Origin of the sequence: Ruminococcus sp. RTP21359st1_H3_RTP21359_211015, from assembly GCF_040909065.1 — a bacterium.
Taxonomy (GTDB): Bacteria; Bacillota; Clostridia; order Oscillospirales; family Ruminococcaceae; genus Hominimerdicola; species Hominimerdicola aceti.
This window is the reverse complement of the sequence record NZ_JBDGDD010000022.1, coordinates 33,450-49,682: the sequence shown is the minus strand read 5'-3', so window position 1 is coordinate 49,682 and position 16,233 is coordinate 33,450. Positions and strand designations below refer to the sequence as shown.

13 protein-coding genes and 1 other annotated feature are annotated in these 16,233 nt (G+C 42.3%); of the genes, 2 read left to right on the top strand and 11 right to left on the bottom strand.

Annotated elements, in window-relative coordinates; translation table 11 throughout:
• Positions 1-258: 258 nt before the first annotated feature.
• The 11 genes from AB5Z01_RS10050 to AB5Z01_RS10000 all read right to left on the bottom strand — a co-directional run bounded on the left by AB5Z01_RS10050 (position 259) and on the right by AB5Z01_RS10000 (position 14,330).
• Entirely contained in the window at positions 259-4,551 is a 4,293-nt protein-coding gene (locus AB5Z01_RS10050) for a hypothetical protein (protein WP_287214311.1), read from the bottom strand.
• Positions 4,535-5,227: a DUF6063 family protein gene (locus tag AB5Z01_RS10045; RefSeq protein ID WP_287214313.1), complete on the bottom strand. Its 693-nt coding sequence runs from the start codon at positions 5,225-5,227 to the stop codon at positions 4,535-4,537. The genes AB5Z01_RS10050 and AB5Z01_RS10045 overlap by 17 nt, the downstream gene beginning before the upstream one ends.
• The gene (locus AB5Z01_RS10040; protein ID WP_195220611.1) at positions 5,224-6,750 is read right to left on the bottom strand and encodes a hypothetical protein; all 1,527 of its coding nucleotides are present in this window, start codon (positions 6,748-6,750) and stop codon (positions 5,224-5,226) included. Before AB5Z01_RS10040 ends, AB5Z01_RS10045 begins: the two co-directional genes overlap by 4 nt.
• 4 nt (positions 6,751-6,754) lie before the next feature.
• A complete protein-coding gene (locus AB5Z01_RS10035; RefSeq protein WP_195220612.1) occupies positions 6,755-7,777 on the bottom strand; it encodes a Wadjet anti-phage system protein JetD domain-containing protein in 1,023 nt (340 codons plus the stop codon).
• A gap of 205 nt (positions 7,778-7,982) precedes the next feature.
• Positions 7,983-9,761, bottom strand: coding sequence for an aspartate--tRNA ligase (gene aspS, locus AB5Z01_RS10030; RefSeq protein WP_287214315.1), 1,779 nt, complete (start codon positions 9,759-9,761; stop codon positions 7,983-7,985).
• Positions 9,762-9,803: 42 nt separating this feature from the next.
• A complete protein-coding gene (locus AB5Z01_RS10025; RefSeq protein WP_368365511.1) occupies positions 9,804-10,322 on the bottom strand; it encodes a hypothetical protein in 519 nt (172 codons plus the stop codon).
• Positions 10,322-10,636 (bottom strand): hypothetical protein, encoded by a 315-nt coding sequence (locus AB5Z01_RS10020; RefSeq protein ID WP_022287018.1) that lies wholly within the window; start codon positions 10,634-10,636, stop codon positions 10,322-10,324. The genes AB5Z01_RS10025 and AB5Z01_RS10020 overlap by 1 nt, the downstream gene beginning before the upstream one ends.
• A gap of 3 nt (positions 10,637-10,639) precedes the next feature.
• Positions 10,640-11,968, bottom strand: coding sequence for a histidine--tRNA ligase (gene hisS, locus AB5Z01_RS10015; protein ID WP_278461515.1), 1,329 nt, complete (start codon positions 11,966-11,968; stop codon positions 10,640-10,642).
• A 145-nt stretch (positions 11,969-12,113) separates the two neighbouring features.
• Entirely contained in the window at positions 12,114-12,707 is a 594-nt protein-coding gene (locus tag AB5Z01_RS10010; RefSeq protein ID WP_287214320.1) for a YdcF family protein, read from the bottom strand.
• 147 nt (positions 12,708-12,854) lie between these two features.
• Positions 12,855-13,062, bottom strand: a binding site (T-box leader).
• A 14-nt stretch (positions 13,063-13,076) separates the two neighbouring features.
• A complete protein-coding gene (gene mgsA, locus AB5Z01_RS10005) occupies positions 13,077-13,484 on the bottom strand; it encodes a methylglyoxal synthase (protein ID WP_022287015.1) in 408 nt (135 codons plus the stop codon).
• Between the two features lie 108 nt (positions 13,485-13,592).
• Entirely contained in the window at positions 13,593-14,330 is a 738-nt protein-coding gene (locus tag AB5Z01_RS10000; RefSeq protein ID WP_022287014.1) for a P-loop NTPase, read from the bottom strand.
• A 459-nt stretch (positions 14,331-14,789) separates the two neighbouring features.
• Here AB5Z01_RS10000 and AB5Z01_RS09995 point away from each other — a divergent pair, with 459 nt between their 5' ends.
• Positions 14,790-15,245 carry a DUF4830 domain-containing protein gene (locus AB5Z01_RS09995; protein ID WP_117857149.1) on the top strand — a complete coding sequence of 152 codons (456 nt, stop codon included), beginning with the start codon at positions 14,790-14,792 and terminating at the stop codon, positions 15,243-15,245.
• A 26-nt stretch (positions 15,246-15,271) separates the two neighbouring features.
• Positions 15,272-16,177: a pseudouridine synthase gene (locus tag AB5Z01_RS09990; protein WP_287214322.1), complete on the top strand. Its 906-nt coding sequence runs from the start codon at positions 15,272-15,274 to the stop codon at positions 16,175-16,177.
• The last annotated feature ends 56 nt before the right edge of the window (positions 16,178-16,233 follow it).

Genomic DNA, 16,233 nt, shown 5'->3' with positions numbered 1-16,233 from the left:
TTATATACAACATTGAGAACGTAGTAAAGATCAGAACGAATGAAGAGGGTTATGACGCACTTCAGGACGATTAAGCCTTAAAGATGACGGGTGACTACCCAATAAAATTGCCCCCATCCCACTTATAAATTATAGCTTGGAACCCGTGGTCGAGTAATTCGGCTGCGGGTTTCAAGTTTTGTGGAGAAGCTCAAGGCATTATGAATAGATAGACAAAAGGGACATTGCCGAACGTTGGCAATGTCCCTTCGTAAATTATCAGAAAAGTGATAGCTGCTCAGATAAATAAAAAGCGTGTTCCATATGTTGCTTTGCCTCTGTTTCAAGTATTTCGACATTTGAGAGTGGAAGGTTCTTGAAACGAAGCTGATAGACCATATCAAAGAAGCTCGTTACAGCCGCAGTTCCAAGATGCGTAAGACAGATCAGCTGTATATGGAAATGCCTTGCTATGCGGAACATAGGCTCAAGAAGGTGAGGCGAAGAGATCGGTCCGAATGGATTATCAAGGATCAGTACGCCGCTTGTTGAATTTAGATTGTTTGTAAGGCTTCTTGTGTAATTCATAACGGATACGATCAGGGAAAATAAAACAACAAATTGTTCTCCGCCAGAGTTTGCTTTCAGAGCGTCCTGCCATGAACGATAGCGGCAGTTCTGAATATTTTTATCGATCTTAAATACATTGATAGGAATGTTCTCATTGCCAATGTAGCAATTCAAGAGGCGTCTGATATTAAGATGATCGTTATGAGTTTTCGTTGCTGTTGTATTTTCAGACAGATGCTTTTGGACTTGTTCAGTTATGAAATGATCGATCCTTTTATAAGGCTGATCGCTGTCTGGATCAATCTCAGGCAAAACTATCTGTATCATATGTTTTTTTACGTTACCGATCTGTACGACCGATCTACCAGACAGTGTTTTTAGATTATCATATAAACGTCCGGCACGCTGTTTGCAATGATCTACAAGTTGCTTTCTGCTGTCTTCAACATCTTTAAGCTGAATGGCAAGCTGAGCGATACGATCCTGATAACGCTTGATATCGCTTTCTGTTCGTTCATAAAGTGTAAAGTATTTATCTCCCTTGATATGATCGTCGTCGATCACTGATAGAATGCCGTCCAGTGTTCCCATAAACAAAGTATGTGTATTTCTGAATGGCTCAAGTTCACGGCTATGGTATTTCTTTGCTTCGCCCTCTGCTTGTGTAAGCTGATCGATGCAATGCTTTATTGTATCGATCAAGTTATCAGTATCCTGCGGGATCTCTGATATTTTAGGAGTATACTCTGTAAAATCAAGCTTGTGATCTTTTTTGCATCTATCAATGTATATCCATTTTATATTCAAACCGTTCAATTTCTTTTTGCATTCTTCACTTTCTCGCTCAGTTGCTTCTAATTTATTTTCACATTCTTTTATACGGCGTTCAAAATCAGAACCAACCTCAGAACGTGGCAAAAGCTCTGCATTGAGTTCTGCTAGCTTTTTCTTAGCATGTTCCAGATCATTTTTCACTTTGGCATGATAGCTCGATGCTTGAGAATGTTGCTCATAAGCCTGCGATCTTGCTTCTTTTGCCAGATCAAGCTGTTGTTCAGTGTCATTATAGGCGTTGGCAGAATATTCTGTGCTTTTGTATTCTGTTGGTTCTATATGGAATCTTTTGATATCATTTTCTTTATGAACGATGCTTTCTTGCACCTGTTCCAGTCGCTTCTGCAGCGTTTTGCGGTTAGCTGAATTATTCTCAAGATAAAGTCGGTATTCCTCGAGCATGACCGAATGATCCTCTGTAAGTATTTCTGCTTTCGGTGTGTCTTTCAGCTCATGCGACAGTTTTTGATGATCGGTCAGCTTATTCTGGAGGTCACGGAGAAGAATATCATTATCCTGTATACTCTTATCCAGTTGTTTTTCTTTCTGATGCATTCCATCTATTTGTTCAGAAATCTCTCTGCAAATAGTTTCCAATTCTATGATCTTTTCGCTAACGCTCTCATATTGTGAGATGATCTTACAAATACGCTCAAATTCGGATCGTTTATTTTCAATATGGGATTTTGATATTTGACTTTTTTCGCTTATTTGACGATTTTCCTTTGCTCGTGCTTTGATCTCGCTCTTTTGCTTCTCAAGAACCGAGAGCTTAGTTTGTATCTTCTGAAGCTTTTCTTTAAGCTTCCCTATGCCTGCCTGTAATTGCTGCTCATGATCTGCGGCGTATGTAAATTGTGATAGTATGCTGCGTTCTGATTCCCATTCCGATATCTGATGCTGTAGATTATCTTTATCTGCTTGTGTTTCGCCAAGTCTTTTCTGTATATTTTCTTTATAAGTAAATGCGTCCTGAAAATATTCTTTATCATATGCAGAAATAAAACGTTCAGGCTCGTTCCAATCTCCATCAGCCATATCCGCAAGTTCAGAGCGTGAATATACTGGAACAACAGCCGATAACCAAGAATCTGGCGATTGTGACAGCAATTTGGCCTTCTCCTTTTCAGAATCAACGATCACAGAATAAGCAACGAGAGGATTGACGGTAAGGATATCTTCTCGTATTTTTGCATTTTGTAAATTTAGGTACTGCTCGCCTGTTTGATAAGCGATACCTGATTCCTGCAAAAAGCTTACAGCTGTTTTTGAGAGGTGAAGCTGACCTGCATTTATACATCGTAGCTGCTCGCTTAGCAATTCAGCACAGCGTTCCGTTTGCCGAAGCTGTTCTCTTAGCTTTGCAAGTATTTGCCCAAGGCTTGATAACGGCTCATCAGTAAATAATCTGTCTTTAGATATTGATAAATGCTCTAAGACTTTAATAACTGCATCATATGCTTGCTGATATTCTTTCAATTCTGCTTCCTGCTGCTTTAATTTGGCTTTACATTCCTCTTGCGTTCGGTGAAGCTCACCCATCTGATTATCCTGAGCGTCACGTTCCTGTTCAAGCCGGCTCTCCTCAAGCAGGCACTTTTTGATATTCTCCTCAGCAAGCCTGAGCTGCTCATCGTAGTCCGCACGAATGCTCTCAGCGTCTTTCTTAGAAAAGCTTCCGTCAAGCATAATAGTCATATGCAAAGCAAGCGTTGCCAGAGCCTTGTTGATCTGATCAAGCAAACTCTTTTTTTGACCGATATCCTGATTTAAGCTGTCATTCTTGTCATTATGCTGCTTATTAAGGCGTGAGATCTCTTTATTTATGGAATCCAAAGCTTCAGACAGTTCTTTTTTAGTTGCTTCCTTCTGCTTTAATTTGCCCTCAGTCTGCCTTATCAGCTCTGTTGTTAGCAAAGACAGTGAATATTTTAAAGAAAGTATATGGGAATCCTGCGTTCCTTGGTCAAGCTCTCTGATCTGTGCAGTCAATGCCTTCTCATCATTTTGCTGTTTAAGCAGCTCCTTGTACTCTTTCGCAGCGTTCAGGACCTTGACTTTATGTTCAAGCCTGTTATACTGACTTTCGGCATCATCTTTTTTCTGTTTGCATTCTGCAAGCCATATGGTTGATTTATCAAAATCAGCCTGTGAAAGATAAACAGCTTTTGATGCTGCTTCGGTTTTGATGTGCTTCTGTTTTGTCTTTAAGTCGGATATTGCTTTTTCAAGCTGTTGTTGTCTTTCTTTGTTCAGCTTGATTTGATGCTGAAGTGTAAATGAATGATCAGCCAATTGGTGTATAGACTGTATCTTCTGATCTTCTGCGTTCCACATATCCTTTATTAGCTGAAGCATACCCTGCAGCTTATCTGTAAAATCCCTGATCTGCGACTTTAAGAGTAGATTTTTCTCCTGCCCGGCATAGCTGACCGCATAGTTGATAAACATTTCTTCAAGGGATCTTGTTGACGTATCGTTGCTCGGCATAACGCCAGGAATAATAAATTTGTCAAGTAATCTGTCGCTCGTTTTATATTCCTCAAAGAACTTTGTAATGCCGCCTTCTACTGCATTGATCGGCACAAGAATGTTTTCCCATTCGGTATGGAAAATACCGAATTCCTCTAAACGCTTCTGATAACGGCGCAATGAATCGGAAGGATAGTATTCGACCCTTCTGTTTTGCAGATATTTGCGAAGCTCGTCAAAAGAGATCGGACGGATATGACTGCCTGTGCGCTGTGAAAGAGGGAGGCTGATAAGATCGAGCTTGTCGCCTGCTCTTGTGTAATCATGTATGAAAGTATAATAACGAATGGTCTTGCTCTCATTTTCGTCATCTGCTGTGGTGCTTGCAGCCAGTGCGATCCCTGTGAGCAGACTATTATGTGATCCGTCCAATGCCCACTCAATCAAGACAAACGCATGATCCGTGCCTTTCTGAAAATAATCGCTGATATTACGATTCTGAACTTTTGCCTTCGGGCAAATAGGCTGGAGCAACAACTGAACGATAACAGACTTGCCTCCGCCGTTATCCAGATTAAAAAGAGTATCTATTGGTTTTCCTTCAGCGTTCTCAGTGCAGAAAATCTCGTCCGGTATCAGCTTTGCACCATTATTGAACCTGAAATTTACAATTCGTATCTTACGGATCGCTGGCATCTGGTTTTCCTCCTTCAAGAATAGAATGTATTTCAGTAATGCGGTTCTGAGATAAATAATACGGCATAAGATCATTCAGCTTGACCGTTGGTTTCCATACACCGTCAGCGTCATACAGCAATTCCTCATCACGAAACTTTCTGATGATCTTCATGAAACAGCCATGTTTGGTATCTACAGAGTTGGATTCATCACCACGCTTTGCGAGCCAGTTGTCAGCAAGGTGCAGAAAATCTATGCTGTACTGTGCTGAAGCATTTTTTAAGGATTCTCCTTCAGAGCGTACCTGCTCACAATGCTTTGTGAACTCGGAAAGAAAATCTGATTCTTTGATGTAATATCTTGTTTGCAGTGTGTTTTCTTTTCCGCCGTAAAGCTCATGTAAAAGAAAGATCGCCATATAATTCAGCAAATAAAGCTCTTCAAGCTTTTCATTGCCAACGCTGCGGCGGAAATCATTGTTATCCTGCGAAAATAATTCGTTGTTTGGATCCGGCAAAAGATAAAGTCTGCCGTTCGTTTTGTAAAGAGTGAAATCGAGCTCCTGTTCCATGATCGCAAGTTCAGAAGCTATTTCCGGATCATTATAATATTCATAATACGCAGGGGACTGCTCACGGGTAATGTAACCATTTTCCATAAGCTTTGCAAATAGTTTCAGACTTTCAGGCCTCATCTTCTCACCTCGATCTTAAAATCATTCATCTCGATATGTCCGCCTTTATGATCAGACAAAGTTATAACATTATCGAGTTTATATATCATTATCGACTCAATTTGTACCGATTCTTCAGGAAGCTCGCTCAGACAATAAGAGAGATCAAATTCTCCCACAGGAACGATTATGTCATGCTGTGCCGAACGCCAGCCTGCAATATCTATCTCTCCAAGTCCGTAGAGCTTCAGCATGACGTCAGGCAATGCTTTTTCCTGCATTTGTTCATGCAGCTGCATTTTAGATACAGTGTCAAGATATTCGCTAAAATTAAAGACCGCCCTGTTTTCGGCAAAAGACAGCAGTCCTCTTATTATCTCAACATATCTTTCGTTTCTGATATCTGCCACATTTTCAGCAGTGTCATCAATTGTGATATCTATACCGTCATCTCTGCTGACCTCTCTTATAGAATTTTGCCGTCTGTAAAAAAGATCAATACCAAACAGATGCGGAAATTCTGGACGATAAAGCGGTGCAAATAATTTTCCCACATCTTTAGAATCTTTTAATTGCATTTTCTGCAATGGGAGCAGTAACTCCTGTTCAATGTCAAAGTGACCCGCCTGCAAATAAGAGAAGCTATCATCTAAAAGATCAGCATATAGTTCAGATAGTGTGAATTTCTGGTTAAATACTCGGCTTTGCTCGCTTATTACAGTATCAATGTTTTCAAGGATCTCATGTATCTCTTTTTCGGTCTGACATATTTGGCGGTCTTCTTTTATTTCAGCGACTGCGAATGCCTGCAATTTTGCCGATACAAGGCTGCGGATATCGCTGAGCTGTTTGTTTTCGTTCTCAAAGGAATCTCTGACCTGATCGACGATATCTTCGTATTCATCGATCGATACCTCAGAAATATTGATCCTACATCGAAGCATAAAGTCGTCCATTCTTGTTTTCAGATTTCTGACTCTGCTAACTAATTCACGGCTTTCACGAAGTGCTTTGCCATAGTTTCCACGCTTAATAAACTCTTGTAACTTGAATCGGCTTACGGAAAAGTCCAATTCGCTGTCGATCTCCTTGGTTCTGAAAAGAAACTCATAGGCTTCATTTGTCAGAACATAGCTTCCGCTTTGCTGCTCGAATAAGATCAGAGAGCCCTGTTCATGGAATTTTTCGTCATGACTATCGAACGTTTCAAATCTTCGCACTTTTCCTCCGCTTTGCAGTACATCTGTTACGATATAATCTGTCAGGGTCTTTGCCTCCTCCGGCTCATATCCATAAATATCGGCTAATTCACGCAGAAATACTGTGATATCCTGCTTGGTACAGCGTTCGCCATAGCGAAGTGTATTGTCCATGATAAAGACCATTACCATAAGTATGAGATTATCGGTTTTATCATCATCATTATGCAATATTTCACGGATCTCTGTGGGTTTGCTTCTTTGTAGCCAGTATTTGATGAGATTCACGAATCGCATACGTTTTTCAAAATCTTGTAATAATTCTTTGGAACCTGCTGAGATCATTATTTTACCTCATATTATCTGCCAGTACGGGATATGAGAGTATCTCCTGTGGCAATCGTTTATTATCCTCGATTATTTGTGTGATCTGTTTTTGCTCGTCATCAGAAAACAATGGCAATATCCCTGACATTTCGGGAATGATGCGTCTTCCGTCGCTGCTGTCAGGGAGCCTTATGCTTCGACTCAGTTCCAGCATTTTCTGATATGCAGGAACGAACAATTCAATATGAAGCTCTTTTGCTTCCTTGCAAAGACGAAGAAAAATGTCAAAACCAGCTCTGTCAATATCCCCGCAATACAGAAATCTTGTTTCATCTGCTCCTAAATATTGTGCGTAGGAATGAAATTTTTCTTTTCCTGTAATGTCATTCCCCTGACCAAAGATCACTCCGTCGATCTTAGTATCAAATATCGAGCAGGCTCCGGAGCTATACATTAAGCGTCTTATATTGAACCAGATATCCTTGTTTTCGCAAATAAGCAATGTCATTCTGTTTTTACGAACGGGAATATAATCGGAAAAGCACTGTTCCGGTGTTTCGTAAAATTTAAGCACATCGCCAGTGATGCCCATTCTTTCTAATAGTCTTAAATGGTCGTCTAATTTTTTCTCGTCACCAAATATAGAAAAGGAACGTTCACGTCGGGACATCATATCACTGTCCTTGTCATACGTCAGCCATTCACTTAATCGAAGTAAAAAAGCCTTATTTTTTACAAACTGTATTCGATTGCGAAGAAGATATTCATTCTTTGTCAGCCTTGGATGGAGAGCATCGATCTCATAACGTGATATTTGCTGTGGCTTTTCTATAGAGATCGTATATCTCATATACAGTGGTATTTTCAGATTGCCATTTGTTCCACTGCTTTTGACAGGAGTCAAAATGCCCTGCTCAGTAAGCTCGCTGATCTGTTGGGCTAACTGTTCATGATCTTGACATATTCGGTTTAGCTCCTCCAGTGAGATCCGTTTTCGAGTATGATCCTGCAGAGCTTTATATAACGGATTATTGTTTTTGTTCATACTTTGCCACCTCTGTTATGAATTAATAACAACATATACATATTGTATCATGATTTAGTCAAAAAAACAAGTTATTATTAACAAAAATGGTGTGCTATATGGTTTTATACGTTATTATAAAGTAAAGGGCAGATACCTCGATAATGAAGTATCTGCCCTTTGTGATTCATAACTGTAATAAAGGATCTACTTTGTTTAATGCGAATTATTCTTCTATTTCTGTGGTCTTGATGTGAAGCTCTTCAAGCTGCTTTGCATCTACTGTGGACGGACAAGCACTCATAAGTTCGCTGGCGTTCTGTACCTTTGGGAACGCTATTACATCTCTAAGGCTGTCGGCATTGCAGATTATCATGGAAAGTCTGTCAAGTCCTATGCCCATGCCGCCATGCGGTGGTGCGGCATAACGATAGGCGTCTACGAGGAAGCCGAACTTTGCTTCTATCTCTTCGTCTGTCATGCCCAGTGCTTCAAACATTTTCTGCTGAAGCTCAAAGTCTGTTATTCTCATTGAGCCTGATGAAAGCTCTGTGCCGTTGAGGACAAGATCCCACGCCTTTGCACGGACGTTTGCAGGGTCGGTGTCAAGATAGTCAAGACACTCCTCCATTGGCATTGTGAATGGGTGGTGCGCTGCTACCCATGCGTCGTTCTCGTCGTCATACTCAAAGAATGGCATTTCTGTTATCCATACAAAATTGAACTTGCCCTCCGGGATAACGCCAAGACGCTTTCCGCAGATAAGTCTGAGTGCGCCCAAAGTTGGAAGAACTACCTTGTTTTTGTCGGCACAGATAAGAACAAGGTCGCCCTTTTCTGCTCCAACGGCTGCGTTTATCTTCTCAAGGTCGCCCTCACCGAGGAACTTCTTGAATGAGCAGTTTGGCTCGTCTGCCCAGCGGATATACGCTAGACCCTTTGCTCCTATTCCCTTTGCGTGCTCAACGAGCTTGTCGATCTCTTTTCTTGTGTATGTTGCCGCACCGCCCTTGACGTTTATTGCACGAACTGAGCCGCCTGCCTCGATAGCTGACTTGAATACCACAAAGTCAATATCCCTAACGGTGTCTGTGATATCCTGTATCTCCATGCCGAAACGTGTATCAGGCTTGTCAGAGCCATAACGGCTCATAGCGTCTGCAAATGTAAGTCTTGGCAGTGGGAGAGTTACCTCTACACCGAGTATCTCTTTGAAAAGCTTTTCGATATAGCCCTCGATACAAGCCTGGATATCCTCCTGATCGACAAAGGACATCTCAAGGTCTATCTGTGTGAACTCAGGCTGTCTGTCAGCTCTAAGATCCTCGTCACGGAAACATCTTGCAAGCTGGATATACCTGTCATAACCTGATATCATAAGGAGCTGCTTGTATATCTGCGGTGACTGTGGAAGTGCATAGAACTTGCCTGCGTGAACTCTTGAAGGAACGAGGTAATCTCTTGCTCCCTCTGGGGTGGACTTCATCATCATAGGAGTTTCTATCTCAAGGAAACCATTGTCATAGAAATACTCTCTTGTTATCTGAGCGATCTTATGACGGGTGATGATATTCTTCTGAAGCTTTGGATTTCTAAGGTCAAGGTAGCGGTATTTGAGCTTCAGCTCATCGTTTACCTTATCTGAGTTTGTTACCTCAAATGGTGTTGTTTCAGCCTTTGAGAGAATTCTCAGGTCTGTTACGGCAACTTCTATCTTGCCTGTTTTTAGCTTTTCGTTCACGCTCTCACGAGGACGTACCATACCCTTTGCCATGAGGACATACTCGCTTTTTACAAGCTGAGCCTTTTCAAAAACGGCTCTGTCAGTTTCATCATTGAATGCAAGCTGTACAAGTCCAGTTCTGTCACGGAGGTTAATGAAGATAAGGTTGCCCATATCTCTTACTCTGTCGGCAAAGCCGCATACAACGACTTCCTGCTCTGTTTCAGGCACTTCGCCGCAGTAATGGGTCCTGCGTAAGCCCTTCATTGTATCAAGTTTCATTTTACATTACTTCCTTTTCTTTGGGTTTATATTGATAAAAAATTATTCGTCGCTTTCGTCTGTTTTGCTGACGGCAGGCGGGAAGCTGTCGAGATATGCTCTGACGAACTTCTTCTTGTTGTCCCAGAACATGAGGAACAATCCCACGAGCCATATTGCGGCAAAGCATACTGCGCCTGTTTTCTCTTCCAGTGCCACAAGCATAAGGGTGAGAAAAAGCACAAGCACTGTCCATATGATTCCCACAACATAGGCATAGATAGGCTTTCTGAACTTGCCGTATATCCTGGAGCCGTTGGGGGTCTTTTCTACCTTGCCATAAAAGCCTGTTGAGCCTCCGTCACGCTTTTTGGCGGTGTGGTGGAATATCTGAAAGCTTTCGGCGTCTGTGCGGTAGCCATAAAAAATGGTGTCGTCACGGTGGTTTTTCATGAACTTGCTTTGGGAGAGAATGTTTATGGTGGGTCTATGCTCGATAAGGTCACCGTCAAGCTTTCTGAGAACTCTTTTGGGCGAAAGTGAGGTCTCTACCTCATAGGTCACGGGTCTTATTGCAAGCATTATTTATCTTCCTTTTTATCGGGATAATCAGCAGGGTCAAAGACCTTGTCGTTTATCTTTATCTGTCCGCCTGTGTGGGTGTTGCAGAGCATACCATAGATAGTGCCGCATTTCGTACACCTGAACTGGTGGAAAAGCTTTTCAGCATACCACTTGTTGTCGTTATCCATTATCTTATCAAGTGGGCAGGTCTGATAGGTCATTTCAACTTCCCCTGCCAGCAGCATTCTCGCAAGAGAACCTATGCAGAGCATATATTCCTGCGGAGTGTGTATTTCTACCAGAGGTATTTTCTCGCACTGTTCACATCTCATTGCTTAGTTCTCCTTTCCGATAAATTTCTCTATATCGGCGTCGATATCCTTGAACATATCTGCCATAAGGGCATTTGAAAAGTTCTCGGCAATGGTGTTGTCAAGCCTGATATCTGTCTGCTCGCCTGTTGCCATGTTTTTGAGCTTTGCAACGCCTGATTCTATCTCGTTGTCGCCAAGCACCATAACGAACTTTGCACCTGTTTTGTTTGCATACTTCATCTGAGCGTTAAGTCCTTTGCCTATAAGGTCATATTCTACGAAACAGCCCTCTTCTCTAAGCTCGGAGGCTATGCCCATTGCCTTTTTAAGGGCGTCCTCACCCATTGGTACGATATAAAGGTCGCAGGTCTTTGGCTCCATATAGTCGCAGCCCTGAGCGTCCATTACCATGAGAAGTCTTTCAAGTCCCAGACCGAAGCCGAGGGCAGGGGTCGGCTTGCCGCCAAGCTGCTGGATAAGACCGTCATAACGTCCGCCGCCGCAGACTGTACCCTGTGCGCCTATTTCATCGGTGATGAACTCGAAAACTGTTCTTGTATAGTAGTCAAGACCTCTTACTATCTTAGGGTTGATGTCAAAGTCGATGCCCATTACGGAGAGGTACTCCTGAAGCTTCTCAAAGTGTTCTTTGCAATCATCACAGAGATAATCGAGGATAACAGGGGCGTCCTTGCCAAGCTCCTGACAGTGTTTGATTTTACAATCAAGTATTCTCATTGGATTTTTGTCAAGTCTGTCCCGACAGGTCTCGCAAAGCTGGTCTTTTCTTGCGGCAAAATACTCTTTCAGAGCCTTGCGATACTCTGCACGGCAGGTTGGACAGCCTATAGAGTTGATGTTGAGCTTGATGTTTCTGAGCCCTGCTCTGTCAAGAACGCTTTTTGCAAGTGAAATTACCTCTGCGTCTGCTCTTGGGCTTTCAGAGCCGACCATTTCACAGCCGAACTGGTGGAACTCTCTGAGTCTGCCTTTCTGTGTGTTCTCGTGTCTGAAACATGAGAGGATATAATAGACCTTCTGCGGCAGACCCTCGTTCATAATGCCGTTTTCAAGAACTGCTCTCATTGCGCCTGATGTTACCTCCGGGCGGAGTGTGAACTTAGAGTCGCCTGCTGCGGAAACTGAATACATCTCTTTCTGAACAACGTCTGTTGTTTCGCCAACAGAACGCACGAACAGACCTGTTTCCTCAAAAGTTGGTACTCTTATTTCTTTGAAGCCGTATATTTCGGCAGCTTCGGAAACTATCTTTTCTACAGTGTGCCACTTATAGACCTTTGAGGGAACGATGTCCTCTGTGCCTTTTGGCTTTTTAACTATCAATGCCATATAATAACGATCCTTTCTGTATTTTGTCTTGAACTTTTGAATACCGATATCGTTTAAATAGCTGTGATATCGGGACGTTGTTAATAAAAGGGCGAACACTGTTCACCACTACATTAAAGAGCCTTGGTGCTGTAATTACAACGTTTCAAATTTCAAAATCGTCAATAAAACCCTTTTTTATATAATAACCGAATTTAAGACATTCGTCAAGTGCTGTTGTGCTGCCTTTTTCGGTCATTGACCAATTATTTCGCTGTGTACTGCCACGGCTGGCAGGGCAGGGGATAATTTTCTGTGTGAAAAAATGCTCCGCAAGCTTTTTTGCGCGGCGCATATGATATGCGGTAGTGACTATAATAATGCTTTTGCAGTTTGGAAAATGCTTTTTTACAAGCTCGGCTGCGTTTTGCAAATTTTCCACGGTATCAAGAGAGTGTGTTTCCACAGTTATGGCGGAGGTCGGTATGCCGCATTTTTCGGCGGATATGAGCATGGCTTTATATTCTGCCATGTCACCAAGGGAAGTCTTTTGCACCTTTCCTCCGCAGAATATGAGATGTGGGGCTTTTCTTTCCTGAAAAAGCTTTGCCGCAAGGGGAACACGATAGTCGCAGGCTTTGCGGCTTCCCAGAACTATTATAACGTCGGCAGTTTCGCCTTTATAGTCAAGACCCTCGAAAAGAAGCTTGTCTACTATTTCGGGGGTGATGTTTTCTTTTGTTAGCTGGCTGGCTTTCATTGTCATACCGCCTTTGCTTTTTGATGTGCTGAGATAAGGTATTCGAGAGTAAGTGAGGAGCGAAAAAGCGGGACGTTGCATTTCTGTGAAGCAGAAATTGAGCCGCTCCCCTACGGGTGGTGGATAAAAAAATAAAGCCGTCCCCTAGTAAGGGACGACTTTTACCGTGATACCACCCTAATTATCCGAACATCTTCGTGCCGGATCACTCTAACGCTTTAACGCAGCTATACGTCCGTTCTTGAACAAACGGAAGCTCCAAGGTGTCCTTCTTCCTGCCCTTTGTGTGAACCCTCTCACCAACGGCTCTCGCTGAAACATAAGAACGGAATACTCTCCCTTTCATCGCTTTTGTATATGAAATTTCAATTATATCTTTGTAGGATTAACGATATCTCTCCAGTCAAGATCGCCTCGCTCAAGTGCGTGGATAAGCGCTTCGGCAGTGGCAATGTTTGTGGCTACCGGAATGTTGTGTACATCGCAAAGTCTGAGGAGATTCATATCATTAGGTTCGTGTGGCTTCACTGAGATAGGATCTCTGAAAAACAGAAGCAGGTCTATCTCGTTGCAGGATATTCTCGCTGCGATCTGCTGGTCGCCGCCCTGTGAGCCACTGAGATAACGCTGAACGTTAAGGCCTGTTGCTTCGGCTACCATTTTTCCCGTAGTACCTGTGGCACAAAGATTGTGCTTGCTGAGTACACCGCAATAGGCGATACAGAACTGTACCATGAGTTCCTTTTTTGTGTCATGAGCAATAAGTGCAATATTCAATGGAAACCCCCCGTTTATATATTGGTATATTAATGAACAAATAAGTTTCGTGATATAAAACAGCCGCACTATGCGCAGATATCCTCACGCACACGGCTGATAATATACTCAGACCTTGATGGAGAGGGGTATATGCTCGCCCTTTATTCTTCTTGAAATAGCAGAGAATGCAAGGAAGCCCATAGAGCTTGATGAAAGCGGCGCACCCTTTCCTGTTGCAAGAGGGATAGCGCTGTCCTCAGGGATAACACCCAGAAGCTGAACGCCGACTGTGTCGATGATAGCGTCAAGGTCGTCCATTTCGTCAAACTCGAATATTCTCTTGTTTGCCTTGTTGATAACAAGTCTTTGCTTCTGATTTCCTCTCTTATAGAACTCATCTGACATCATTCTCGCATCTCTTACGCATACAGGATCAGGAGTTGTAACTATAAGTATAAGGTCGGAATTAGTAACTATATCAAATACAGACCCGTTGATACCTGCAGAGGTGTCAATGATTATGTATTCAAAATACTTTCTCATTTCCTGTGTGATCTTTTCGATATCCTCAGCCTTGAGCTGAACGAACGGGTCGGACGGAGCACAGAGAACGCTCAGGTTTGAAGCAAGCTTAACAGTTGTTGTTGCCTTGTATACGTCGCAAGTACCCTCAAGAACGTCACCTAGATCGTATGTAATATTACCCTGCATACCAAGCATGATATCCATACATCTCAGACCAAAGTCAAGCTCAATTATAAGTGTACGGTTTCCCTGCTTGGCAAGGGCATAACCGAGACAGGCGCTTATAGAAGATTTGCCTGTTCCGCCTTTACCGGAAGTAACTGCAATAATTTTTGACATAAAACTCATTGCTCCTTTCATATATCAATCCTGCGGCTGACCGCAGAACGCATCAGCAATAATAGCTTGCCCCTTCACAGCCGTGAAAAGGCAGATTTAAGAAAACGTTTCAGTACCCTCCGCAGGCAATGCGGAGAAGCATAGCGTTACCTAATAATATTGTACCACATATTTTGAAATTGTCAAAGACATTTGTACAAAAAAATACAAAATCGTTAATTCACATTAATTTTCACTTTTATTTTTGTCAATTTTGCACAATGTCATATCAGTGCTACAGAGTTTGTGATAATAAATCATAGCAAACCGATAAATTTATTATACGATAATATTATTAATGCTATAAAAATTATTTTTGAAAATTATATAACAAAATAAAAAATCGGACAGGTAGTTATAATTTTTGGGACAACACATATAAATGTACAAACTTTGAAAACAGAAAGCGAGGAAAAGGGTATGTTTATCAAGACAATAAAAGTAAAAAAGCCAACATTTGCGGTGATCGGGGCGGTTCTGGCGGCGTTGGCACTGTTGGCGGTGATAATAGTGACAGTGGTGAGGATATCGTCGCCTGCGGTGTACGAGATGAAAAGCGAAGCACAAAGACAGGCATTTTTGAAAGAAATGGGCTGGGAGGTGTCTGACGAATACGATGAATGCAAGGCGGTGACCATACCGAAAGAATTCAATGAGGTGTATGAAAAGTATAATAAGCTTCAGAAGCAGCAGGGATTTGACTTGGAGGACTATAAAGGGAAAACCGCTGAGGTGTATACATATGCTGTGAAGAATTATGGGAATAAGAAGCAGGAGGTCAGGGCTAATCTTATCGTCTGTGAGGGACAGCTTGTGGGAGGAGATGTATGCTCAGCGGAGCTGGACGGATTTATGCAGGGGCTGAGGAAAAAGTAGGCGTCTGAGCGTGGAACGTCGGCACTATGAATAAGGGTAAACCAATGCTTCCTAGGTCGAAAAAACCGATACGAATAGTAATAAAACGCCTGTGGAGCATATCTGCAGGCGTTTGCTTTTGGTCAAGCTTTTTTTTCGCATATTTGACTTTTGGCGGTATCGTATGCTATAATCTTTATAAGAAAATTGTCAGAAAGGCTTTTGCTATGAGACTTGATAAATTTGTTTCTTCACAGCGTAATGATATTTCCCGAAGCATGGTGAGAGAGCTTTGCAAAAAAGGTCAGGTGACTGTAAACGGAAAGGTCGCCAAGGCGGCTGATGCTAAGGTCAGCGAAAACGATATTGTTGCTGTAAAGGGCGTGGAGATATGTTATAAAAAGTTTGTCTACATAATGATGAACAAGCCGCAGGGTGTGGTTTGCTCCACTCGTGACGGAGAGTCGAAAACTGTCCTTGAGCTAGTACCTCCTGAGATGTTCAGGGAGGGACTTTTCCCTGCGGGCAGGCTCGATAAGGATACTGAGGGCTTTGTGCTTCTCACTGATGACGGAGCTCTCGCCCACAGAATGTTGTCCCCTAAGACCCATGTTCCGAAAACCTATTTCGTCAGACTTCGTGACCCTTGGCAGGGAAATTATGCTCAGGCGTTCGCTGAGGGCATGACTATCGACGGCGGGGAGAAATGTCTGCCTGCGGAATTTTCCGCAAGTGTGAACTGTCCCGATGAATGTACTGTTGTGCTTCATGAGGGTAAGTATCATCAGGTCAAGAGAATGTTTGAAAAGCTGGGAAATAAAGTTGTTTTTCTTAAGCGGATAAAGATCGGAGAACTGCCTTTAGATCCGGATCTGCCTCTTGGAAGCTGTTTAGAAATAATGCACAAAGATGTTGAAAGATTATTGACAACGAAATCGTTTAAATGTAAGTAATTACCTATTATATGTGAATTTTCGTCAATATTCATAATGAGATATAATAAAGTTTA